Source organism: Streptomyces sp. 142MFCol3.1 (assembly GCF_000424945.1).
In the GTDB taxonomy this organism is placed as follows: domain Bacteria; phylum Actinomycetota; class Actinomycetes; order Streptomycetales; family Streptomycetaceae; genus Streptomyces; species Streptomyces siamensis.
The window spans coordinates 63,336-85,925 of the sequence record NZ_AUKV01000015.1; the positions used below are offsets into that span (position 1 = coordinate 63,336).

Annotated in this window: 20 protein-coding genes and 1 pseudogene; 15 read left to right on the top strand and 6 right to left on the bottom strand. The window is 71.4% G+C overall.

Going from position 1 to position 22,590, the window contains the following annotated elements; genetic code table 11:
- Positions 1-17: 17 nt before the first annotated feature.
- Positions 18-1,175, top strand: a complete 1,158-nt coding sequence (locus tag H305_RS0122740; protein WP_028802413.1) for a D-alanine--D-alanine ligase family protein — start codon at positions 18-20, stop codon at positions 1,173-1,175.
- A 25-nt stretch (positions 1,176-1,200) separates the two neighbouring features.
- On the opposite strand, the gene H305_RS0122745 is transcribed toward H305_RS0122740, so the two are convergent.
- Positions 1,201-1,710, bottom strand: coding sequence for a DUF3515 domain-containing protein (locus H305_RS0122745; RefSeq protein ID WP_028802414.1), 510 nt, complete (start codon positions 1,708-1,710; stop codon positions 1,201-1,203).
- Between the two features lie 20 nt (positions 1,711-1,730).
- Positions 1,731-1,964, bottom strand: a complete 234-nt coding sequence (locus H305_RS0122750; protein WP_028802415.1) for an Lrp/AsnC family transcriptional regulator — start codon at positions 1,962-1,964, stop codon at positions 1,731-1,733.
- A gap of 206 nt (positions 1,965-2,170) precedes the next feature.
- Here H305_RS0122750 and H305_RS0122755 point away from each other — a divergent pair, with 206 nt between their 5' ends.
- Positions 2,171-3,136 (top strand): thiamine-phosphate kinase, encoded by a 966-nt coding sequence (locus H305_RS0122755; RefSeq protein ID WP_028802416.1) that lies wholly within the window; start codon positions 2,171-2,173, stop codon positions 3,134-3,136.
- A gap of 291 nt (positions 3,137-3,427) precedes the next feature.
- On the opposite strand, the gene rpmB is transcribed toward H305_RS0122755, so the two are convergent.
- Entirely contained in the window at positions 3,428-3,613 is a 186-nt protein-coding gene (gene rpmB / locus H305_RS0122760) for a 50S ribosomal protein L28 (RefSeq protein ID WP_004924906.1), read from the bottom strand.
- A 261-nt stretch (positions 3,614-3,874) separates the two neighbouring features.
- Between rpmB and H305_RS0122765 the strand changes: the two genes are divergently transcribed.
- Positions 3,875-5,656, top strand: a complete 1,782-nt coding sequence (locus tag H305_RS0122765) for a DAK2 domain-containing protein (RefSeq protein WP_028802417.1) — start codon at positions 3,875-3,877, stop codon at positions 5,654-5,656.
- Positions 5,657-5,929: 273 nt separating this feature from the next.
- On the opposite strand, the gene H305_RS0122770 is transcribed toward H305_RS0122765, so the two are convergent.
- On the bottom strand, positions 5,930-8,920 hold the full coding sequence (locus H305_RS0122770; RefSeq protein ID WP_028802418.1) for a hypothetical protein: 2,991 nt from the start codon (positions 8,918-8,920) through the stop codon (positions 5,930-5,932).
- On the bottom strand, positions 8,917-10,755 hold the full coding sequence (locus H305_RS0122775; RefSeq protein ID WP_028802419.1) for an HSP90 family protein: 1,839 nt from the start codon (positions 10,753-10,755) through the stop codon (positions 8,917-8,919). Before H305_RS0122775 ends, H305_RS0122770 begins: the two co-directional genes overlap by 4 nt.
- A 167-nt stretch (positions 10,756-10,922) precedes the next feature.
- Between H305_RS0122775 and recG the strand changes: the two genes are divergently transcribed.
- From recG to mutM, 8 genes are all read left to right on the top strand, one after another.
- Complete coding sequence (gene recG, locus H305_RS0122780) at positions 10,923-13,142, top strand: ATP-dependent DNA helicase RecG (protein ID WP_028802420.1); 2,220 nt, start codon at positions 10,923-10,925, stop codon at positions 13,140-13,142.
- 39 nt (positions 13,143-13,181) lie between these two features.
- On the top strand, positions 13,182-13,769 hold the full coding sequence (rsmD, locus tag H305_RS0122785) for a 16S rRNA (guanine(966)-N(2))-methyltransferase RsmD (protein WP_028802421.1): 588 nt from the start codon (positions 13,182-13,184) through the stop codon (positions 13,767-13,769).
- 26 nt (positions 13,770-13,795) lie between these two features.
- A complete protein-coding gene (gene coaD / locus H305_RS0122790; RefSeq protein ID WP_324608115.1) occupies positions 13,796-14,275 on the top strand; it encodes a pantetheine-phosphate adenylyltransferase in 480 nt (159 codons plus the stop codon).
- A 99-nt stretch (positions 14,276-14,374) separates the two neighbouring features.
- Positions 14,375-15,460, top strand: a complete 1,086-nt coding sequence (locus tag H305_RS0122795; protein ID WP_028802423.1) for a DivIVA domain-containing protein — start codon at positions 14,375-14,377, stop codon at positions 15,458-15,460.
- Positions 15,461-15,654: 194 nt separating this feature from the next.
- Positions 15,655-16,308 carry a YceD family protein gene (locus H305_RS0122800; RefSeq protein ID WP_028802424.1) on the top strand — a complete coding sequence of 218 codons (654 nt, stop codon included), beginning with the start codon at positions 15,655-15,657 and terminating at the stop codon, positions 16,306-16,308.
- 2 nt (positions 16,309-16,310) lie between these two features.
- The gene (gene rpmF / locus H305_RS0122805) at positions 16,311-16,484 is read left to right on the top strand and encodes a 50S ribosomal protein L32 (protein ID WP_028802425.1); all 174 of its coding nucleotides are present in this window, start codon (positions 16,311-16,313) and stop codon (positions 16,482-16,484) included.
- Between the two features lie 19 nt (positions 16,485-16,503).
- Positions 16,504-17,343, top strand: coding sequence for a ribonuclease III (gene rnc, locus H305_RS0122810; protein WP_028802426.1), 840 nt, complete (start codon positions 16,504-16,506; stop codon positions 17,341-17,343).
- A 469-nt stretch (positions 17,344-17,812) separates the two neighbouring features.
- The gene (gene mutM / locus H305_RS0122815) at positions 17,813-18,673 is read left to right on the top strand and encodes a bifunctional DNA-formamidopyrimidine glycosylase/DNA-(apurinic or apyrimidinic site) lyase (RefSeq protein ID WP_028802427.1); all 861 of its coding nucleotides are present in this window, start codon (positions 17,813-17,815) and stop codon (positions 18,671-18,673) included.
- A gap of 81 nt (positions 18,674-18,754) precedes the next feature.
- On the opposite strand, the gene H305_RS0122820 is transcribed toward mutM, so the two are convergent.
- On the bottom strand, positions 18,755-19,189 hold the full coding sequence (locus tag H305_RS0122820; RefSeq protein ID WP_078629189.1) for a winged helix-turn-helix transcriptional regulator: 435 nt from the start codon (positions 19,187-19,189) through the stop codon (positions 18,755-18,757).
- A gap of 131 nt (positions 19,190-19,320) precedes the next feature.
- Between H305_RS0122820 and H305_RS0122825 the strand changes: the two genes are divergently transcribed.
- The 4 genes and pseudogenes from H305_RS0122825 to H305_RS54965 all read left to right on the top strand — a co-directional run.
- Complete coding sequence (locus H305_RS0122825; RefSeq protein ID WP_028802429.1) at positions 19,321-19,920, top strand: flavodoxin family protein; 600 nt, start codon at positions 19,321-19,323, stop codon at positions 19,918-19,920.
- A 103-nt stretch (positions 19,921-20,023) separates the two neighbouring features.
- On the top strand, positions 20,024-20,242 hold the full coding sequence (locus H305_RS0122830; RefSeq protein ID WP_028802430.1) for a hypothetical protein: 219 nt from the start codon (positions 20,024-20,026) through the stop codon (positions 20,240-20,242).
- Positions 20,243-20,883: 641 nt separating this feature from the next.
- Positions 20,884-21,507, top strand: coding sequence for a hypothetical protein (locus tag H305_RS0122835; protein WP_158690562.1), 624 nt, complete (start codon positions 20,884-20,886; stop codon positions 21,505-21,507).
- An 811-nt stretch (positions 21,508-22,318) separates the two neighbouring features.
- A pseudogene (locus H305_RS54965) lies at positions 22,319-22,576 on the top strand (site-specific integrase); the annotation flags it as partial.
- Between the last annotated feature and the right edge of the window lie 14 nt (positions 22,577-22,590).

Consider the following 22,590-nt stretch of genomic DNA (forward strand, 5'->3'; position numbering starts at 1 on the left):
GGTACTCTCAACGCGATATGAGCACCGAGAACCTCCCCCAGAGCCCTGAGCAGCCGCCTCGCAAGCCGCGCGTGGCCGTCGTCTTCGGCGGCCGCAGCTCCGAACACGGGATCTCCGTGGTGACCGCCGGCGCCGTCCTGAGCGCCATCGACAGGACGAAGTACGACGTACTGCCGATCGGCATCACCCAGGACGGCCGTTGGGCGCTCACCGCGGACGAGCCCGAACGCATGGCGATCGTCGACCGCAAGCAGCCCAGCGTCGAGCAGCTCGCCGAGTCGAGCGAGGGCGGCGTGGTGCTCCCCGTCGACCCCGCCGACCGCGAAGTGGTCTACAGCGAGCCGGGTTCGGTCCCCAAGGCCCTCGGCGAGGTCGACGTCGTCTTCCCCATGCTGCACGGCCCGTACGGCGAGGACGGCACCCTCCAGGGCCTCCTGGAGCTCTCCGGGGTGCCCTACGTCGGTTCGGGCGTGCTCGCGTCCGCCGTCGGCCAGGACAAGGACTACATGAAGCGGGTGTTCACCTCGTTCGGCCTGAAGGTGGGCCCGTACGTGGTGATCCGACCCCGCGAGTGGGAGCGCGACGAGTCGGCCGCCCGCAAGAAGATCATCGACTTCGCGGGTGAGCACGGCTGGCCGCTGTTCGTGAAGCCCGCGCGCGCGGGCTCCTCGTTCGGGATCACGAAGGTGGACGACCTCTCAGGCCTCGACGAGGCGATCGCAGAGGCCCAGCGCCACGACCCGAAGATCATCGTGGAGGCGCTGCTGCGCGGTCGCGAGATCGAGTGCGGCGTCCTGGAGTTCGAGGACGGCCCGCGCGCCTCGGTCCCGGCGGAGATCCCGCCCGTACAGTCCCACGCCTTCTACGACTTCGAGGCCAAGTACATCGACTCGGCCGACGGCATCGTCCCGGCGCCGCTCACCGAGGAGCAGAGGGCCGAGGTGCGGCGGCTGGCCGTCGAGGCCTTCGAGGCGGCTTCCTGCGAGGGCCTGGTCCGCGCGGACTTCTTCCTCACCGAGGACGGCGAGTTCGTGATCAACGAGATCAACACGATGCCCGGGTTCACGCCCATCTCCATGTATCCGCGCATGTGGCAGGAGACCGGGGTCAGCTACCCGGAGCTGGTCGACCGCCTGGTGCAGGCGGCGCTGCGCAGGTCCACCGGCCTGCGCTGAGCACGCGTTCCGGACGAGGTCCGGGTCAGTCGGCGATCCCCTTGGGGATCGCCTTCTTGATGGAGGCGGCGAGGTCGACGAGCATCCCCGAGGTGTCCCGTCCCTCCGGCACGGTCACCTCGACGTAGGCACGGCGTTGTGCGGTGGTGAAGCGGGTCGATCCGTCGTCCCGCTTCTCCATCAGCCAGTCGACGCCGTTCACTCCGCCGCCGACGGCCTTCGGGTCGTCGCCGAGCGCCACCTTGGGGTCGGTCATCTTCGCGGGCCGCTCCACACCGCAGCGCAGTATGATCGCCGGGCTTCCCCAGCCCGCGGTCAGCGCGGACCGGGGCTCGGGGTCATGGCGGCCGAGGCCGTCCACCTTCCGCGGCAGCGCCTTGTCCAGGTTCTGACACAGCTCGGTGACCTTCGTGTCCGGACTCGGAACCGCGACGGAGTCACCGTCGTCTGCTGAGGAGCAGCCCGCGATCGTGATCAGCAGGGCCAGGGCGGGCAGTCCGAGGAAAGCGGAGCGCCGGTGACGGAAGAAGTTCACCGGCCAAGGGTAGACGGGGGCTACAGGTGCACGACCGGGCAGGTCAAGGTACGGGTGATGCCGTCCACTTGCTGGACCTTCGCGACCACCATGCGGCCGAGTTCGTCGACGGTGTCGGCTTGGGCGCGCACGATGACGTCGTACGGTCCTGTCACGTCCTCTGCCTGGATCACCCCCGGGATCTTGCTGATCGTCTCGGCGACGGTCGACGCTTTGCCGACCTCCGTCTGGATCAGGATGTACGCCTGTACCACGGAACCTCCAGGGCGGCCACGAGGATCATGTGGGGAAAAGGAACGCCACGGTATCGCGTCGCCGCTCGCCGCGGGGAGACCCACGGTGACTGGGGCTTGCGCGCCGGGGTGGGCGGACTGCACAAGTTGACGGTCAACTCGACCGTACCGAGTACGGAGACGGCTCGCGACCGGGCACGGGCAGCGAGAGAGGGAGCAGTGCGATCATGAAGGGCACCGTGGGCGAGTTGGGGGAGTTCGGGCTCATTCGAGAGCTCACCTCGCGTCTCACCACCACCCCGGCCGTCCGGGTCGGTCCCGGCGACGACGCCGCGGTGGTGGCCGCGCCGGACCGCAGGGTCGTGGCGAGCACCGACATCCTGCTGGAGGGACGGCACTTCCGCCGTGACTGGTCCACGGCGTACGACGTGGGACGCAAGGCGGCCGCGCAGAACCTCGCGGACATCGCGGCGATGGGCGCCGTACCGACCGCGCTGCTCCTCGGCCTGGTCGTGCCGGCGGAACTTCCGGCGACCTGGCCGTCCGAGCTGATGGACGGACTGCGCGACGAGTGCCAGGTGGCGGGCGCGGCCGTGGTCGGCGGCGACGTCGTACGCGGTGACACCATCACCGTCGCGATCACCGCGCTCGGCGATCTGCGCAACCACGAGCCGGTCACCCGGGCCGGCGCCCAGCCCGGCGACGTCGTCGCGGTGACGGGCTGGCTGGGCTGGTCGGCGGCCGGGTACGCGGTGCTCTCGCGGGGCTTCCGCTCGCCGCGTGCCTTCGTGGAAGCCCACCGGCGCCCCGAACCGCCGTACCACGCGGGTCCCGCGGCGGCCGGACTCGGCGCCACCTCGATGTGCGACGTCAGCGACGGCCTGATCGCCGACCTCGGGCACATCGCCGAGGCCAGCAAGGTGCGCATCGACATCCGTTCCGGCGACATCGACATCCCCTCCCAGATGAACGACATCGGGCAGGCAGTCGGCGTCGACCCCCTCCAGTGGGTGCTCAGCGGCGGAGAGGACCACGCGATAGTGGCGACGTTCCCGCCGGACGTGAAGCTGCCCGCCCGCTGGAAGGTGATCGGCGAGGTCCTCAACCCGTCGGCACTCCCTCAGGTCACCGTGGACGGGGCGCCCTGGACGAGCAAGGGCGGCTGGGACCACTTCGGCGACATGGAGGCGTGATCCGGGCGGCCCCGGGGCCGCCCGGATCACGTACGGGGCCGCCCGTGGGCCCGGCACAGTCGGTGCCGGGCCCACGGGCGGCCCCGTACGTGTCGGTGGTGCCGGGGTGTTCGCCATGTCACCTGTGTCACTGTGCCGGCCCGTGTCCGCCGGGGGGAGCGTGCCCGGTGCCGCGGAAGCGTGCGCGGTGACGTCTCCGCGGCGGTGCGGGCGCAGCAAAAAACCGGCCCACCCGGAGAGGTGGACCGGTTCAGTGCAAGCGAACCAGCAGTGGCCGCGCGCTAGCGGTTGTCAGCGCGAGACCTTGCCGGCCTTGATGCACGAGGTGCAAGCGTTCACGCGCTTCGGCGTCCCGCCGACCACGGTACGGACGCGCTGGATGTTGGGGTTCCAGCGACGGGGCGTACGGCGGTGCGAGTGCGAGATGTTGTTGCCGAAGCCCGGCCCCTTGCCGCAGACGTCGCAGTTGGCAGCCACGGGTCACTCCAAAGACTTCAGATGCACTTACGGTTGATCCCGGCATGCCGGAATCAGGATCTAGGATCTGAGTGGCGGTGCCAGGGGGAAGACCCGATCAGATCGGGCAACTGGAGCAGCATACAACGACTGCGTCCGGAGAACGAAACTACCATGACCGGCGCCTACACCTGGTCCGCGCCCTCATCAGGGTCCCCTACCGACAGTAACCCGTTCTGGGTCTACGCTGCGTCCCACGTTCAGCAGCTCAAGGAGGCGCAGGTGCCGCAGGTGCCGCAGACACTCGATGCTCTCGCGGTGCGCACCTGGTGCGGGCTCGCGCTCGAAGCGCTGGGACGGGCCCGCGAGGAGATCGACGCGATCAACGTCTACCCGGTGGCCGACGGGGACACGGGGACCAACCTGTATCTGACCGTGGAGTCGGCGGCGGCGGCCGTCGAGGCGGTGTTCGCGGGCCACGAGACGATGGCGGTCGCGGACGCTCGCGACCCCCACGGCACCGGTGCCCCTGCCGGCACCGGCACCGATGCCGACGCGCGCGGAGGTCCGGGGGCGGTGCGGGCGGCCGGTGGCCCCAGCCTCGCCGACGCCGTGCGGGCGATGGCCCACGGAGCGCTCATCGGGGCACGCGGCAACTCCGGGACGATCCTCGCGCAGCTGCTGAGGGGTATGGCACAGGTCCTCGCGGCCGACGGTGACACCGCCCACACCGACGGGCGGGGGCTGCGGCTCGCTCTGCGGCACGCCGCGGACTCCGCCCGCCTGGCCGTCGCCCATCCCGTCGAGGGCACCGTCCTCACGGTCGCCGCCGCCGCGGCCGACGCGGCGGACGGAACCGAGGGCGACTGCGTGGCGGTCGTGCGCGCGGCCCACGAAGGGGCACGCGCCGCACTCGCCGCGACCCCGGGGCAGCTGGCCGTCCTGCGGCGCGCCGGAGTCGTCGACGCGGGCGGGCGCGGGCTGGTGGCCGTTCTCGCGGCCCTCGTGGAGACGTTCACGGGGGAGTCGCCCGGCCTGCTCGCGGTGCCCGCGCCCGCCCGCGCGCCTGAGGGGACGACCACGGCCCAGGCTTCCCCGGCCGCCGACGTGTGCACCGACGACGGACCGGAGGACGGCGGGCCCGCCTTCGAGGTGATCTACCTCCTTGAGGCGGAGGACGCGGCCGTCGAGCGGCTCCGGCAGCGCCTCGACGGTCTCGGGGACTCCCTCGTCGTGGTCGGCGGGGACGGGCTGTGGAACGTCCATGTGCACGTCGACGACGCGGGCGCCGCCGTGGAGGCGGGCGTCGAGGCCGGACGCCCGTACCGGATCCGGATCACGCACTTCGGCCTCGGCGACGTCCACACCGCGGGCGCGACCGGCCGTCCGCCGCGGGAGCGGGCCCAGCGCGCGGTGGTGGCCGTCGTGCCCGGCGAAGGACTGGCCGGGCTGTATACGGAGGCCGGGGCGACCGCCGTGCTCGCCCGGCCCGGGGAGCCGCCCGCCAGCGGGGAACTCGTCGAGGCCGTACGGCGGGCCCACGCGCGTGAGGTGGTGCTGCTGCCGAACGACGCCGAGCTGCGGCACACCGCGGCGGCCGCCGCGGAGCAGGCCCGCACGGAGGGTGTCCGGGTCGCGCTCATCCCGACGCGGTCCGCGGTGCAGGGCATCGCCGCGCTCGCCGTGCACGAGCCGGACCGCCGGTTCGACGAGGACGTCGTCGCCATGACCTCGGCGGCCGGTGCCACGCGCCATGCCGAAGTCGTCGTCGCCGAACGGCAGTCCTGGACCATGGCCGGCATCTGCCAGGCCGGGGACGTCCTCGGCCTCATCGACGGCGACGTCGCCGTGATCGGCTCCGACGTCACGGCCACCGCCGAGTCGGTCCTCGACCGCATGCTCGCCGCCGGCGGCGAGATGGTCACGCTCGTCCTCGGCGACGAGGCCCCCGAGTCCGTGGTGCCGCATCTGGAGGCCCGGGTCAGGGAGTCGTACCTGGCGGTCGACACGGTCGTGTACCGGGGCGGACGGCAGGGCGCGTTGCTGCTGATCGGGGTGGAGTAGCGGCGTCCCCGCCCATCAAGCGCCCGACTTCAGCCCGTCCGGCGCTTGAGGACGACGCCGTCCCGGCCGAAGCGGGGGTTTGGGGGCGCAGCCCCCAGGAACAGGCGCAGCCCCCAGGAACAAGGGAAGGGCAGGGGCGGAGGGGGGGGTGAACCGCCGGCCGCGGGAGCTGCGAATCCCCCGGTTCGCGGAGGGTGGCGAACGCTCCGGTCCGCGGAGGGGCAACCCCGATCCGCGGAGGGGACGAACCCAGGGTTTCCCGGCCGCACCGACTCACTCCCCCGGGAGCCCCTCGACCAGCCCCAGCATTCGCTCAGCCTCGGTCCGCCGGGCCTGCGCCGTCTCCCCGTCCAGCCCCGCGCAGGCGGAGAGCACCGCACGCGCGCGTGCGGCAGCCGCGGAGGGGCGGCCGAGGTCGGCCTCCAGCCGGCCGGCGGCGAGTTCGGCCCCGGTCCGGGCGCCGACGCCGTCGTCGCCGAGCGAGGTGAACACGGCGATCGCCCGCGTGACATGGGCGAGGGCCTCCTCCAACGCCGCCCTGGTGGAGGCCTCTTCCCCGCCCCCGGACACGGAACGGGCCACGAGGTCACCGAACTGACGGTGGGTGTGGCCGAGTTCGGCGACCAGACGCTGCCGCGCGTCCTCGTCCTCCGGAGCCCCGGATGCGGAGCCGGACGGTGAGGCGGGCTCCGCCCGGAGAGCCGACTCGCACGCGCGCACGGCCGTCTCCATCAGCTCCCGCGCGGCGTCGAGCCCGGCCTCCAGGCGCGTCGCGGTCCACGCGCGCGCCCGCAGCGACCTGACCAGCCCGTGGACGTTGCCGAGCGCGCGCCACAGGTCGCCGGCACGGGCGTACGCCTGCTCGGCCTGGTCGGTCAGACCGGCGTGCCCCAGGGCCTCGGCGGCCAGATGCGCCAGCATCGCGTGGTCGTGCTGCTCGGGCCAGTGCCGAGCGATGTCGGCGGCCCGCAGCCAGTGCCCGGCGGCCTCACGGTGTTCGCCGAGTTCGGTGAGACAGTCGCCGAGCCACCACCGCGTCTGGACGATCGCGCCGTCCCCGTGCATCTCGGCGGTCAGGTCGGGCAGCGCCGACTCCAGTGCCTCGGCAGCCTCGGCCCACCGCCCCTGGCGGAGCAGCAGCCCGCCGAGCTGGTGCCGGGCCCAGGCGCCGAGCGTGCCCGCCTCGCCCGCCTCGTCAGCCCAGTGCGCGGCTTCCAGTGCCTGTTCCGCGGCGGGACCCACCTGCCCGTCGGCGCCCAGGATCTCGGCGAGCTGGAGGTGCAGCTGGGCATGACCCGCGGGCTCCAGGTACGGACCTGCGTGCTCCAGCGCCGCGCGGGCCGCCCGCTCCGCGGCGCCGGCGTCGCCCAGCTGCATCGCGATGCCGGCGAGGCGGGAGTCGTACTCCACGGCGAACCACGGCAGCCCGGCGGCGACGAACCCGTCCACCGCGGCCGAGAGGTGTTCCACGGCGGCCTCGGCGTCGTCGGCGCGCGCCGCGAGTTCGCCGAGCATCGCCCTCGCCTCCGCGGCCCGCGAGGCGAGCGCCACGTCCTCGCCGACGTGGGGCCCGACGAGCGCGAGCAACTCCCGCGCGGCCGCCCCGGCCGTCCGGGTCGCAGCCGCGGCGTCCGGGCCGGCGGACTCGCCCGCGCTCTCCAGTTCGTCGACCAGGTGCATCCACGTCCGCGCCCGCCCGATCAGCACGGACGCCGTCTGCGGCACACCAGTCCCGCCCCGGGCGTGGAGGGCGAGCACCTCCTCGTACAGCTCCGCCGTCTCAGCCAGCGCCTCTTCGGTGCCGGCGGACAGGGCGTGGACGAAGGCGGCGCGGGCGCGGGCCGCGAGCGCCTCACCGGGGTCGCCCGCCTCCTCGTACAGCTCCGCCGCGCGGCGGAACAGGCCGGCGCCCTCGGGACCGCGGCCCATCGCCTCGTGGTCGGCGATCTCCGCGCGGTCGCGGACCGTCAGCTCGTGACCCTCGGCGGCGCGTGAGACAGCCGCCCACGCCTCCACCGCGTCCGGGCTGCGCAGCCCGGACAGCCGTCGGGCCTCGGCGAGCAGCGTGGGCAGGTCCGCTGCGGCGTCGGCACCCGCCGCCCGCGGCCGGTGCTCCGGCGCCGGCTCGGCGTGACCGGCTGCCGCGGGGCGGGCGGAGCGCACGCCCAGCGGCAGCCGGTCCACCAGAGGCGCCTGGTCCATGCGCGCCCGGGCCCGCTCGCTCACGTAGGAGGTGCCGTTGCGGGAGTCGAAGCGCGCGGCCAGCGCGAGGGTCTCCCCGCGCGCGTGGACGGCCAGTTCCGCCGCGGTCCACGCGCGTCCGGCGGGGCCGGGCACCGTCTGCCCGCCGAGGCCGAGGGAGGTCAGGCGGTCCATCAGGAGGGCCACGACCGCCATGAAGTCCAGCTTGCTGCGCGGGTCCCCGGAGTCCGTGAAGTACGCGGGCCGCTCGGCGAGGAGCTCCAGGGCGCGGGCCTCGTTCCCCGACAGCGCGCAGAACTCCACGTGGTCCGCGTACGCCCCGCGCATGCTCTCCATGGCGCGCACCAGCCGGAAGCCCCGGAGGTGATGGGCACGGGCCTCCTGGAGGCGCCCCAGGCGCAGCAGGGGAAGCAGCGACGACGCGAGGACGGTGTGCGGCTCGTGGGCGCACGTGTACGCGCCCTCCAGGACCGGAGCCCACAGATCGAGCGCCTCCGCGTCGGCGTCCCGCTCCGCGCGCCACCATCCCTGGCTGTGCAGCTCGCATGCGTGGCAGTCCGCCATGCTGTCCCGGTCGGCGGCCAGCCACGCGGCATACGCCCGGTCCGCACGCTCCAGATCCCCGAGATGCGCGGCGACGCTGAACTCCGCGGCCCGCACGGCCCGTTCGGAGTGGCCGGCCAGCCGGTAGCGGCGCTCCATCTCGCCGAGCCACTTCTCGATCGAGGCGAGCGGGATGTGCGGCTGGTCCAGCATTCCGGCCGACATCCACTTGAACACCCAGTACAGAGAGTGGATCTCGTACTCGTCGAAGTCCTCCGGGTGCTCGTCCCACATGCGCAGCAGGCGCGCGAAGGGGACGAACATCTTGTCCTTCTCGGAGCTGTAGTTGTAGACCTTCAGCTGGTGTCCGAGCGCCTCGACGACCGCGAGCGGGATGTTCAGCTTCTCGGCCTCGACGAGCAGTTGCTCCGCGCGCGCGTTGCGTGCGGGCCCCTCGGGCTGCTCGTGGTTGTCCGCCATCTCCTGGCGCAGGGTGTCGAAGTCCATGGCCCCGCTCATCCGTGGTCGTCCCTCCCCGGGTCGGTGTGGGTGGCCCATTCGAGGAGGCCGATGAACGAGCGGTTCAGGAGCGCGGAGTCCGCGGGCCGCAGCGGGCGCTGGGCTCTCAGCAGCGCCTGGCCGTACAGCGACTCGGTGGCGGTGCCGATCAGCTCCGGGTCGGCCAGGGAACCGATCCGCCGGACGAGCGGGTTGAGGTGGTTGAGCACCAGCCGCGCGCGGGGCGCGCTGCCGCGCAGCGAGCCGAGAATGCCGGCCCATAGGTCGTCGGCCTGCTCCTCGGCCTCCGCGCGGGCCTGCTCGTGCCGGGCGGCCCGGTCGTCCAGGTGCAGGGCCGGGACCGAGAGCGGGTGGAAGGCGCGCAGGACGACGTCGCAGCCCAGCGGGTCGAGCTTCGCCCGCGCCGCCGCCAGGAAGGCCGACAGGGCCAGCTCCTCGCCCGGGTCGACCGCGTCCAGATGCGCGGTCACCGTGTCGGCGTCCAGCTCCGAGACGACCGTGCCCGGGCGCACCGAGGGCAGCGCCTCGACCAGCTCGCTGTCGTACGTGTAGCCGCCGTTGACGACGCCGACGCCCTGCGCGGACGCGATCGGTGCGACCTGCCGGTACTCCTCGACGGTGCGCGTGAAGTGCACGACGGGGTGCCGCTGCGCGAACTCTTCCAGGGACAGCCGGCCGTCGGTCGTCTCGAAGGGCAGCCACGGCAGCATCGTGCGCAGCATGTCCGTGTCGTGCCGTGCGAGGGACTTCACCCCCAGGTGGTGCACCGACAGGAACGCCGACAGCCGCTCCGGGTCCCCGGCCGCCAGCCCGGTCAGCCAGGACCGGATGCGCTCACCGAGCGCCTCGCGCACGGCGGCGAGTGTCTCGTCCTCGTACAGCGACTCGCGTGAGGCGGTGGGCCGCAGACTGTCCGTGTCCAGCACGCACCGCACGAAAAACGCCCAGTCGGGCAGCAGCTGCTCGGCCCGCTCGGTGAGCAGCATGCCCTTGAGATGCACCCGGTGGCTCGCCCGCTGGGCGGGACTGACGGCGGTCGGCAGGACGTACGCGACACCGCGGATGCCGGCCAGCGGCACCTTCAGGTCGATCGCGTCCAGCGGAGTGAACCCGAACAGGTCGTGGCAGTGCCGGGCGAGGGCCACCCGACGGGTGGCGGGGCTCGGGTACGCGCGGTCCCACGGCGCCGGCAGGTCGGTGACCGCCTCGTCGCCCACGCGCAGGTCGTACGGCAACAGCGAGCCGAAGTCCCGTGCCAGGGACCGCACCCGCTCCTCGGTGAGCCACTCGCCGGCCCCGGCGCGGGCCACCAGGTGCACGGTGGTGCCGGGTTCGGGGCGTGCCTCGGCGGGCAGCGTCCGCACGGTGTAGGAACCGTCGTCGGCAGCCGTCCACTCCACGGGCGCCGCGTCGGGCGTGCGCGCGCTGCGGCTGACGACGCGGATGCGCTCGGCGACCACGAAACAGGCGAGCAGGCCGATGCCGAACTGGCCCAGGAAGTCCGAGCGCGCCGACTCCAGGCCGTCGTCCCGCTTGGAGCTGCGGCCGATGGTCGCGAGGAGGCTGTGCACGTCGGCCTCGGTGAGCCCCACACCGGAGTCCTCCACCCGCAGCGTGCCGCCCTCGGCATGCAGGCGCACGGTGGCCGGGGCGTCCGGCTGCTCGGCCAGCCGCGCGGTGATCGCGTCCACCGCGTTCTGCAGCAGCTCGCGCAGATAGACCTTGGGACTGGAGTAGAGGTGATGGGAGAGCAGGTCCACCAGACCGCGCAGGTCGACCTGGAACGTATGAGGTGACTGAGGTGCCTGGGATGACTGTGAGGTCTGGGAGTCCATCGTCGCTGCGCCGGTGGGTGGGGGGACGGGCGACGGCGCGGGGTCGGGCGGTCCCGGCGGACGGTGACCGCGAAGAGGGCCGGAACGCGTCATCCTAGGCCCGGAACGACCCGCCTGACCAGCGGATTTGCAGGACGTATACGGCATTGTCAGTGTGGTGGTGTGCAATGGATCTCGTGCCCGTGCTCGAAGAACCACTGAAGAAGGCGCTCGGTCCCGCCACCGCGAAGGTGATGGCCGAGCACCTCGGCCTGCACACCGTCGGCGACCTCCTGCACCACTATCCCCGCAGGTACGAGGAGCGCGGTCAGCTCACCCACCTCGCCGACCTGCCCATGGACGAGCATGTGACGGTGGTCGCCCAGGTCGCCGACGCGCGCCTGCACACCTTCGCGTCGTCCCGGGCGCCGCGCGGCAAGGGCCAGCGTCTCGAAGTCACCATCACGGACGGCAGCGGCCGCCTCCAGCTGGTCTTCTTCGGCAACGGCGTGCACAAGCCCCACAAGGACCTCCTGCCGGGCACGCGTGCGATGTTCTCCGGCAAGGTCTCCGTCTTCAACCACCGCCTCCAGCTGGCCCATCCGGCGTACGAGCTGCTGCGCGGCGACGGCGACGAGGCCGCCGAGAGCGTCGACTCCTGGGCCGGCGCCCTCATCCCGATCTATCCGGCCACGGCCAAGCTGGAGTCCTGGAAGATCGCCAAGTCCGTGCAGACGGTGCTGCCCAGCGCCCAGGAGGCGGTCGACCCCCTCCCGGACTCCCTGCGCGACGGCCGAGGGCTGGTCAGCCTCCCCGAGGCCCTCCTCAAGATCCACCGCCCGCACACCAAGGCGGACATCCACGACGCCCGCGCCCGGCTCAAATGGGACGAGGCCTTCGTCCTCCAGGTCGCCCTGGCCCGCCGCCGCCACGCCGACGCGCAGCTCCCGGCCGTCGCCCGCGTCGCCCGCGCGGACGGCATGCTCACCGCCTTCGACGCCAAGCTGCCCTTCACGCTCACCGAGGGCCAGCAGAAGGTCTCCAAGGAGATCTTCGACGACCTCGCCACCGAACACCCCATGCACCGGCTGCTCCAGGGAGAGGTCGGATCGGGAAAGACGATGGTCGCCCTGCGCGCCATGCTCGCCGTCGTCGACGCCGGGGGGCAGGCGGCCATGCTCGCGCCCACCGAGGTGCTCGCCCAGCAGCACCACCGGTCCGTCACCGAGATGATGGGGGAGCTCGCCGAGGGCGGCATGCTCGGCGGGGCCGAGCACTCCACCAAGGTCGTGCTGCTCACCGGCTCCATGGGCGCGGCGGCCCGCCGCCAGGCACTGCTCGACCTGGTCACCGGCGAGGCCGGCATCGTCATCGGCACGCACGCGCTGATCGAGGACAAGGTGCAGTTCCACGACCTGGGCCTGGTCGTGGTGGACGAGCAGCACCGCTTCGGCGTCGAGCAGCGCGACGCTCTGCGCGGCAAGGGCAAGCAGCCCCCGCACCTCCTGGTGATGACCGCCACCCCGATCCCGCGGACGGTCGCGATGACCGTCTTCGGCGACCTGGAGACCTCCGTCCTCGACCAGCTCCCCGCCGGACGCTCGCCGATCGCCAGCCATGTCGTCCCGGCCGCCGACAAGCCGCACTTCCTCGCGCGCGCCTGGGAGCGCGTGCGCGAGGAAGTGGAGAACGGCCACCAGGCGTACGTCGTCTGCCCCCGCATCGGCGACGACGCCGACGACGCCGACGCGAAGAAGACCAAGAAGAAGTCCCCCGAGGACGAGGCCGAGAAGCGTCCGCCGCTCGCCGTCCTCGACATCGCCGACCACCTCGCCCAGGGCCCCCTGCGGGGACTGAGGGTGGAGATCCTGCACGGGCGGATGCAGCCCGACGACAAGGACGCCGTGATGCGCCGCTTCGCCGCCGGCGAGACGGACGTCCTCGTCGCCACGACGGTCATCGAGGTCGGGGTGAACGTACCGAACGCCACCGCGATGGTGATCATGGACGCCGACCGATTCGGCGTGTCCCAGTTGCACCAGCTGCGCGGTCGCGTCGGCCGCGGCTCGGCGGCCGGACTCTGCCTGCTGGTCACCGAGATGCCGGAGGCCAGCCCGGCGCGCCAGCGGCTGAACGCGGTGTCGTCCACCCTCGACGGCTTCGAGCTCTCCCGCATCGACCTGGAGCAGCGGCGCGAGGGCGACGTCCTCGGCCAGGCCCAGTCCGGCGTCCGCTCGTCGCTGCGGATGCTCGCGGTCATCGACGACGAGGAGATCATCGCCGAGGCCCGCGAGGAGGCCACCGCGGTCGTCGTCGCCGACCCGGCCCTGGAGCAGCTGCCGGGCCTGCGCACCGCCCTGGACGCGCTGCTCGACGAGGAGCGCGAGCAGTACCTGGAAAAGGGCTGACAGACTGGACCCGACACATCCCCGCCGCAAAGGACCCTCATGACCCGCGTGATCGCCGGCCGGGCCGGAGGACGCCGACTGGCCGTCCCGCCGGGCACCGGCACCCGGCCCACCTCCGACCGCGCGCGTGAGGGCCTCTTCTCCACCTGGCAGTCCCTGCTCGGCGGCCCCCTCGACGGAGAGCGCGTCCTCGACCTCTACGCGGGCTCGGGCGCCGTCGGCCTGGAGGCGCTCAGCCGCGGCGCCGGACACACCCTGCTCGTCGAGGCCGACGCGCGGGCCGCCCGGATCATCCGGGAGAACGTGAAGTCGCTGGGCCTGCCCGGAGCCGAGGTCAGGTCGGGCAAAGCGGAACAGATCATCCGCACGGCGTCGCCCGCGTCACCGTACGACCTGGTCTTCCTGGATCCCCCGTATGCCGTCACGGACGACGATCTTCGCGAGATTCTGCTCACACTCCGCTCGGAGGGCTGGCTCGCGGCCGAAGCCCTCGTCACCGTGGAGCGCAGCACCAGAGGCGGCGAATTCGGTTGGCCGGACGGCTTCGAAGCGATCCGGGCCCGTCGTTACGGCGAAGGCACGTTTTGGTACGGTCGCGCCGCCTCTACGTGCGAAGACGCACGATGACCGGACCGGAGAGCGAGGGACCACTGTTGCGCCGCGCCGTCTGTCCGGGGTCATTCGACCCCATCACCAATGGACACCTCGACATCATCGCCCGCGCCTCCAGGCTCTACGACGTCGTGCACGTCGTCGTGATGATCAATCAGGCGAAGAAGGGCCTGTTCAGCGTCGAAAAGCGGATCGAGCTGATCCGTGAGGTCACCGCCGACTACGGCAACGTCCAGGTCGAGGCCTACCACGGCCTGCTGGTCGACTTCTGCAAGCAGCGCGACATTCCCGCCATCGTCAAGGGCCTGCGCGCGGTCAGCGACTTCGACTACGAACTCCAGATGGCCCAGATGAACAACGGCCTCTCCGGCGTCGAGACCCTCTTCATCCCGACCAGCCCCACCTACAGCTTCCTGTCCTCCTCGCTCGTCAAGGAGGTGGCGAACTGGGGCGGAGACATCTCTCACCTGGTGCCGCCGGCGGTCCTGGAGGCGCTCACCGAGCGGCTCGGCAAGGACTGAGACCCTGACAGTCCGTCACCAGGTGTCGGGAGGGGCGGGAGTGGTCGTACAGTCGACCCGTCCGTCTTCAACACAGCTGTAGAGAGTGGCGAGCACACGGTGGACGTGCAGAAGAAGCTCGACGAGATCGTCGCGACGGTCGGCGGTGCCCGTTCCATGCCCATGTCGGCCTCGTGCGTGGTCAACCGCGCCGAGCTGCTCTCGATGCTCGAAGAGGTGCGCCAGGCGCTGCCCGGCTCCCTCGCCCAGGCCCAGGAGCTGATCGGCGGGCGCGAGCAGATGGTCGAGCAGGCCCGCCAGGAGGCCGAGCGGATCATCGAGTCCGCGCACGCCGAGCGCGGTTCCCTGATCTCCGACACGGAGGTCGCCCGCCGTTCGCAGAACGAGGCGGACCGGATCCTGGCCGAGGCCCGCCAGGAGGCCGAAGAGATCCGTGTGGAGGCCGACGACTACGTCGACTCCAAGCTCGCCAACTTCGAGGTCGTCCTCACCAAGACCCTCGGTTCCGTCGGCCGCGGCCGCGAGAAGCTCCTCGGCACCGGCCCCGGCCTCGACGAGCAGGGATACGAGGACGAGGACGCCCCCGAGCGCAGCCACGACCCGGAGACCCTGCGCCGCAACGCCGACGAGTACGTCGACGTCAAGCTCGGGGCCTTCGAGGCCGTCCTCGCCAAGACCCTGGAGGCCGTCGGCCGCGGCCGACAGAAGCTGCACGGCCGGATCGCCTCCGACGACCTCGGTGACCTGAGCGCCTTCGACGAGGACGGGACGCCCGGCCGCCACACCAGCGACGCCGACTACCTGGCCGGACTGGCCGAGCTCGCGGACGCCGCCCCCGAGCAGCCCACGCGGACTCCCGAGGTCCCCGCCCAGCCGTCCTACGGCCAGCAGGAGGCCTACGCCTACCAGCAGCAGTCGGCCGACCCGTACGGCTACCAGCAGCAGTACGCCCAGCAGGACGCCTACGGCTACCAGCAGGCCGACCCGTACGCCGCCTACCCGCAGCAGCAGGCCTACGGCCAGCAGGCCGCGTACGACGACGGCGGCGGCCAGGCCTACGGCGAGCCGCAGGGCCACGCCGCGGACCCGCAGGCGCACGCCCTCGACGAGACCAGCCTCTTCGACACCAGCATGATCAGCGCCGAGCAGCTGCGGGCGTACGAGCAGGGGCGCGGCGGGCACTGAGGCCGGCGCGGGCCGGTCGCCCGGCCGGGACACGGACGGGCGCGCTCCGGCGCCCGGAACCGGGGACGGGCACCGGATTGGGCCGAGAGCGAAAGGTCCAGTATCCTGGCTCTTCGGTCGCGCGTACGTCCGTGATCACCGCTGCCCGGAACACCAGGGCAATGGTTCTTGAGCTTCGAGGATCGAAAGCAGGAATGGCCCTGAACACCCGCCACGACCACCGCAACCCTCTCGTGTTCGACACGCACGAGCTGGGGCGGCGTCCTGGTGCGATGCAGCGCCTGACCCGCACGATCGACGCCCCCGCGGATCTCGGGATCCCGGGAGTCATCGGAGTGCCGGAAGGTGCCCCGGTGGAGCTCGAACTCCGGCTTGAGTCGGTCATGGAGGGGGTGCTTGTCACAGGCACCGCCCGTGCGTCGGCCAAGGGGGAGTGCGTAAGGTGTCTGGAGCCGCTGGAGCAGGAGCTCGAAGCGGACTTCCAGGAGATGTTCTCGTACCCTGACGCCGATGACCGGGGCCGCGTGAAAGCGGATCCGGCCGACGACGCCGAGGAAGACGAGGACAGGCTCTTTGTCGAGGACGGCCTGTTCGACCTCGAACCCGTGCTGCGTGATGCGGTGGTGCTCGCACTGCCGATGCAGCCGGTGTGCCAGGACGACTGCCCCGGCCTGTGCTCCGAGTGCGGAGCCCGGCTCGCGGACGACCCGGACCACCACCACGACGCCGTCGACATCCGTTGGGCGGCACTGCAGGGACTCGCCGGTTCACTCGAAGATGGCGAGAAGGACGAGATGAGCGGCGGCGCGCTTCCTTCAGCGCACGTCGACGAGAAGCAGGAGAAGTAGCCGTGGCTGTTCCGAAGCGGAAGATGTCGCGCAGCAACACGCGCCACCGCCGGTCGCAGTGGAAGGCTGCGGTCCCCACCCTGGTTGCGTGCGAGCGCTGCCACGAGCCCAAGCAGCAGCACATTGCCTGCCCGGCTTGCGGCACCTACAACAAGCGCCAGGTCCTCGAAGTCTGAGTGGCTGGTGAGAGGTCTGATGTCTGACGCCAAGGCGGAATCAAACGCCAAGAAAAAGGCGGACAACACAGCCTCGTCCCACACGCTTCTGGAAGGGCGGCTCGGCTACAAGGTCGAGTCCGCCCTTCTGGTGCGTGCACTGACCCACCGTTCCTACGCGTACGAGAACGGCGGTCTGCCGACCAACGAGCGCCTGGAGTTCCTCGGGGACTCCGTGCTGGGCCTCGTCGTCACGGACACGCTGTACCGCACCCACCCCGACCTGCCCGAGGGCCAGCTGGCCAAGCTGCGGGCCGCGGTGGTCAACTCACGTGCGCTGGCCGAGGTGGGCCGCGGGCTCGAACTCGGCTCCTTCATCCGGCTCGGCCGGGGCGAGGAAGGCACGGGTGGCCGGGACAAGGCATCCATCCTCGCCGACACCCTCGAAGCGGTGATCGGCGCGGTCTATCTCGATCAGGGCCTGGACGCGGCGGGCGAACTCGTCCACCGTCTCTTCGACCCCCTGATCGAGAAGTCCTCGAATCTGGGCGCGGGCCTGGACTGGAAAACCAGTCTCCAGGAGCTCACCGCGACGGAAGGGCTCGGCGTTCCCGAGTACCTCGTCTCGGAGACCGGCCCGGACCACGAGAAGACCTTTACTGCTGCTGCCCGCGTCGGAGGCGTCTCGTACGGCACCGGCACCGGCCGCAGCAAGAAGGAGGCGGAGCAGCAGGCCGCGGAGTCCGCGTGGCGTGCCATCCGTGCTGCCTCGGACGAACGCGCAAAGTCGGCCGAGGCCGCCGCCGAACAGGCGGCCCGGGCCGCCGAGGGGACCGCCGACACCCCCTCGGCACCGACGAGCGATGCGGCCACGGCCTGACTCCTTCACAGCCGGACGCAGTACCCGAACCCCGTCGCAGCGCTCGCGCCGCGACGGGGTTCGTGCGTCGGGCCGCCGCCCGGCACGGTGACCACGTCCGGCAACCGTCGGAGCGGATTGATCATCGCGTCGGGCCGCTGTCCGGCACGGCGACTCCGGCGGGCCGCTGTCCGGCACGGTGACTTCGTCGAGCGCGTCCGGCACGGCGACTCCGTCGGGCCGCTGTCCGGCACGGTGACAGCGTCGGGTGGTGTCCGGCACGGTGACCGAGTCCGGCCGCCGTCCGGACCATGGCCGCGGTCGGCCGCCGATGTCGCAGTGACCGTGGCCGGCGGCCCCGGGAGGGAGCGCGGCGCGAGCCCGGGCTCCCGCGGTCCTGCCTGCCCGAAAGGCCGCGCCGCCGCGCGCCGTTGAGCACGAGGTACCCTTCGGGCACTGCCCCCTCCAACCATCCCTGTGAAGGAGTCCCGTGCCCGAGCTGCCCGAGGTCGAAGTCGTGCGACGGGGCCTGGAGCGCTGGGTCAGCGGACGCGTCGTACAGACCGTCGAGGTGCGGCATCCGCGGGCCGTGCGACGCCATCTCGCCGGCCCCGAGGGCTTTGCGAGGGCCCTCGCGGGACACCGCATGGGCGAGGCCCGACGGCGTGGCAAGTACCTGTGGCTGCCCCTCGACGACTCCCCGTTCTCGGTGCTCGCGCACCTCGGCATGAGCGGGCAGCTCCTCGTGCAGCCGCAGGACGCCCCGGACGAGAAGCACCTGCGCATCCGCATCCGCTTCGACGACGGCATCGGCACCGAACTGCGGTTCGTGGACCAGCGCACCTTCGGGGGGCTCTCGCTGCACGAGAACACTCCGGACGGCCTGCCGGACGTCATCGCGCACATCGCCCGCGACCCGCTGGACCCCCTCTTCGACGACGCCGCGTTCCACACGGCGCTGCGCGCCCGCCGTACGACGATCAAGCGGGCTCTTCTCGACCAGTCGCTGATCAGCGGGGTCGGCAACATCTACGCGGACGAGGCGCTCTGGCGGTCCCGGCTGCACTACGAACGCCCCACGGGGACCTTCACCCGTCCCCGCACCGCGGAACTCCTCGGGCACGTCCGTGACGTCATGAACGACGCCCTGGCCGCCGGCGGCACCAGCTTCGACAGCCTGTACGTCAACGTCAACGGCGAGTCGGGCTACTTCGACCGCTCGCTCGACGCGTACGGCCGCGAGGGCGAACCGTGCCGACGGTGCGGGACGCCGATGCGTCGGCGCGCCTGGATGAACCGGTCGAGCTACTTCTGCCCGCGCTGCCAGCGGGCGCCGCGTCTCCCGGCCTGACGACGGGCGGGCGCTCCCACGGGCGCACGCCTAGGCCTGTCCGATCTTCCCGCCTGCCCGGCGACGCCATGCACGCACGCTCTAGCGCTCGCGCGTCTCGTCGTAGCGCTCGCGGGCTTCCAGCACGTCGTCCATGTGCCCCTCGACGAAGTCGATGAGCGTCAGCAGACGCTCGGAGACCTCGCGGCCGAGCGGTGTGAGCCGGTAGTCGACGCGGGGCGGGTTCGTGGGCTGGGCCTCGCGGTGCACCAGACCGTCGCGCTCCAGCGCGTGCAGCGTCTGGGAGAGCATCTTCTCGCTGACGCCGTCGACACGGCGGCGCAGCTCGTTGAAGCGGAACGTGCCGTCGTGCAGCGCGCCCAGCGTCAGTGAGCCCCATCGCCCGGTGACGTGCTCCAGCGTGCCCCGGGACGGGCAGCTGCGGGCGAACACGTTGTACGCGAGGTCCTTGCCCCGCACGCAGGCGGCGCTCCGGCCGCTGTCGGTGCCCTCGGCGGTCTGCGCGACAGAATCCATACCTCGAGCATACGCGCACACAGCGCTAACCAGCAGGTTGCACTAACTAGAAGTTAGTGCTTTCCTTTCGTCATCTTCAGTGAGCAGCGCAGATGCCGCTGCCCCGCTTTCGTCCCTGAGGAGTACGAACCGTGACGACCCCTGTTGTCTCCATCGCCTACCACTCCGGCCACGGCCACACCGCCGTGCTCGCCGAGGCCGTCCGCGCAGGTGCCGCCGAGGCCGGCGCCCAGGTCGAGCTGATCAAGGTCGACGAGATCACCGACGCGCAGTGGAAGCTGCTCGATGCCTCGGACGCGATCGTGTTCGGCTCGCCGACGTACATGGGCACCGCTTCCGGCGCCTTCCACGCCTTCGCCGAAGCGTCCTCGAAGCGCTGGTTCGGCCAGGACTGGCGGGACAAGCTCGCCGCCGGATTCACCAACTCCGGTTCCAAGAGCGGCGACAAGCTGCATACGCTTCAGTTCTTCCAGATCCTCGCCGCGCAGCACGGCATGAACTGGATCAACCTCGGTCTGCACCCGGGCTGGAACAGCAGCACGGCCTCCGAGCACGACCTCAACCGCCTCGGCGTCTTCGCCGGCGCCGCCGCGCAGACCAATGTCGACGAGGGTCCGGACGGCGTGCACAAGGCCGACATCGCCACCGCCGAGCACCTCGGCCGAAGGATCGCCGAGGCGGCCCGCGTCTTCGCGCTGGGGCGCTCGGCGGGGGCGGCGGTGGCCGCCTGAGGCGCCGCCCCTCGCGGTGTCCGTGCCGCGGGACGTGAGGGGGTGGTGCTTCCGGTGCGCGCCCTTGATGCGAGGGAAATCGAACATATGATTGAATCTTGTCATGCGACCGTTTCCCGACGATCTCGTCCAGGCGCAGCAGGAGTGGAGCACCACCTACCGACGGCTGGCCGAGCAGCCCGGCCGGACCGAGCTGCGCCGGCGTCTGTACCGGCTTTCGACCGCGGTGTTCTTCCATCCGTACTGGCAGGAGCGGGGCCGGACCCCGACAGCCTGGTGGGAGCTGCGCAGCCTGGGGCGGCGGGGGAGCGGCCGGGGATGAGCGGCCGCCCGCTCCCGGCCCGCCCGGGCGGCACCCTCGGGCGAACATGGCAAAGGCGACCCCGAGGGATCGCCGTGAAAGTCGCTGACGCCGGCCTGTAGGCCACCGCCGTGGAAGTGGCCGTGAAGCAGTCGCGGCCATGGGCCTCGGAGCCGGTGGCCGTCCCGGCCACCGGACTCCGTGTCTCAGTAACCGAAGAAGTGCGGGACCGGGTTTCTGACCTGCACCCCGCTCATCGCCCAACGCTGCGACCTGCGGTTTAGCCGTCGACGGTTGTCAGCGTTGGGTGTCGTTGAGCACCCTCGGACGGCCCAGGGACGGCCCGGGCGGGAATGTCGAGGTGTGATCCTCGGTGCGCACGATGCCGTGAGGGTCGCTGAAGCCAGAAGTCACGGGGCGCCTCGCCCGTGGCACCCCGTCGTTGCCTGCGGCTGTCAGTCTCGTGCTCTTGCCCGCCGGCCATCAGGCACGAAGGGAAGTCACCCGGCCTCCACTCTGCGGAAACGTTCCGGCTACTGTGTCGCGACGATCGGCGGCGCAGGGGGCGGGACGGGAGCATGGGCAGAGGCCAACGGGAGTACCGGAGGCGCAAGAGCATGCCACGGGCGTTGCAAGTCTTCTTGGGCGTCCAGGTGCTGTTGGTGACCTTGAGGCTGAGTGCTATCGACAACGACCGCACTTGGGTGCCGTGGCTCAAGGCAGGCATCGTTTTCGCCCTGCTCTTGATGATCATCTGGATGCTGGTACGCCTGCGGGTCGGGCGCACCCTCGTCGGACCGGACGGGGTGACCACTCGGGGGGCCGTGATTCGCCGCCACCGAGCCTGGCCCGACCTCTACGACATCAGGGTCGGGCCGGCCCCGGCCGGCAGGTGGAATCCCGAGCACGTGACGTTTGCTTACGGCATGGACGGGCGCCGCCTGCCGCTCTTCTTCGTGGACAGCCAGCAGTGTGACGACCTCCCCACCGAGGTGGAGGCCATCCGCGTCGATGGTGCCGCGTGGCGCGACATGCCCTGGCCCCGCCTGCCGGAGGTGGAGGAGAAGATCCGCCGCCGAGCACTGCGCCGGGCCAGTTTGAACAGGGCCTTCATCTGCATGATGTGCTCCTACCTCCCCGCACTCCTCCTAGTCCTGTGGCGTTTTTTCCATCACGAGGACGGCCATCCGGTCCTGTTCTTCGTGTGGGGGCCGCTGGCGGTGCTGCTCGCTTGCCTGACGCTGTTCGTGGCGACGGAGTCCCGGCGGCCGGCCCGCTCGGAATGACACGCCCAGACGAAGCCCGGCTGTTTCGAGGGTGCTCCCGCAGCCTGCTGGAGTGGGCACAACCGGAACTCGGTCCCATCTTTGGCATGTCGCCCCTCGATGCGAACTACAGGCAGGAAGGTCGCTGAGGTCTCCGGGTCTGATCACGCAGGTGGCGACGGCTCGGGACGGTTGCCTGCGGTCACCGCGGTTGCTGTACTTCGCTGCTGTACTACAACGGCTCCGGAGTCGTCTGGTCGGCGCTTGGACGATTGCTGGAGGGGACGCTCCAGAGGCCCAGACGTTGGAGACGGCGCTGCCTGTAGCGCTCTCCCAAGGCCGTCAATCCGAAGACGATCCCCAGAGCTGCGCCCATGCCTCCCGTGATCAACACCTCGCCCAACGATCCATGGTTCCCAAGTGTGGTTACCACAAAGAGGGTGCTGACCGGTACCCCGATGCATACGCCGATGCCGAGTGGATGGCGAGCGAAGAAGCGCTGGGATCGAGTCGGGGGCTGCTGTCCGCCGAGTATCCGGTCCATAGACCAGAAGGCACGCTTGAGCTTGTCTTGGGGGGTCGGCACAGCCCGGAGTCTAGGGCCGGCCCAAAGACTCAACCCAGCGGGGCGCCGTCCATGAGTTGAAGACGGCGCCATTGTCCCGCAGAGGCTTTGAGGTACAGCCTCATCTTTATCAGGTCGATCACGGAGAGACTTCGACCTTGCTCGACCCGGCTCGTGCCTCGGCTGTCTGTCTGGCGTCGACCGCCGCTGTTCACGTCTGTTGGTGTCAACTGCTGTTGTCAGGATCCGGGGCGCTCGACAAATTCGGCGCTTCGGGCCGCGGGTGTCGAGGCCGGGCGGGACAACGGCATGCACGCGCTCCGGCACTTCTCGCCTCGGTGCTGCTGGACGCGGGGGAGAGCATCAAGGCGGTCGGCGAGTGCCTGGGGCACCATGACCCCGCTGCGGACGTACACGCACCTGATGCCGTCGAGCGGGACGCGGACCCGGGCCGCCGTGGACGGAGTCTTCACGGAAGAAGAGTCCACGCAGGACGGCCCGGACACGGCTCAGGAGGGCGCTTAGCCCTCTGACCTGCG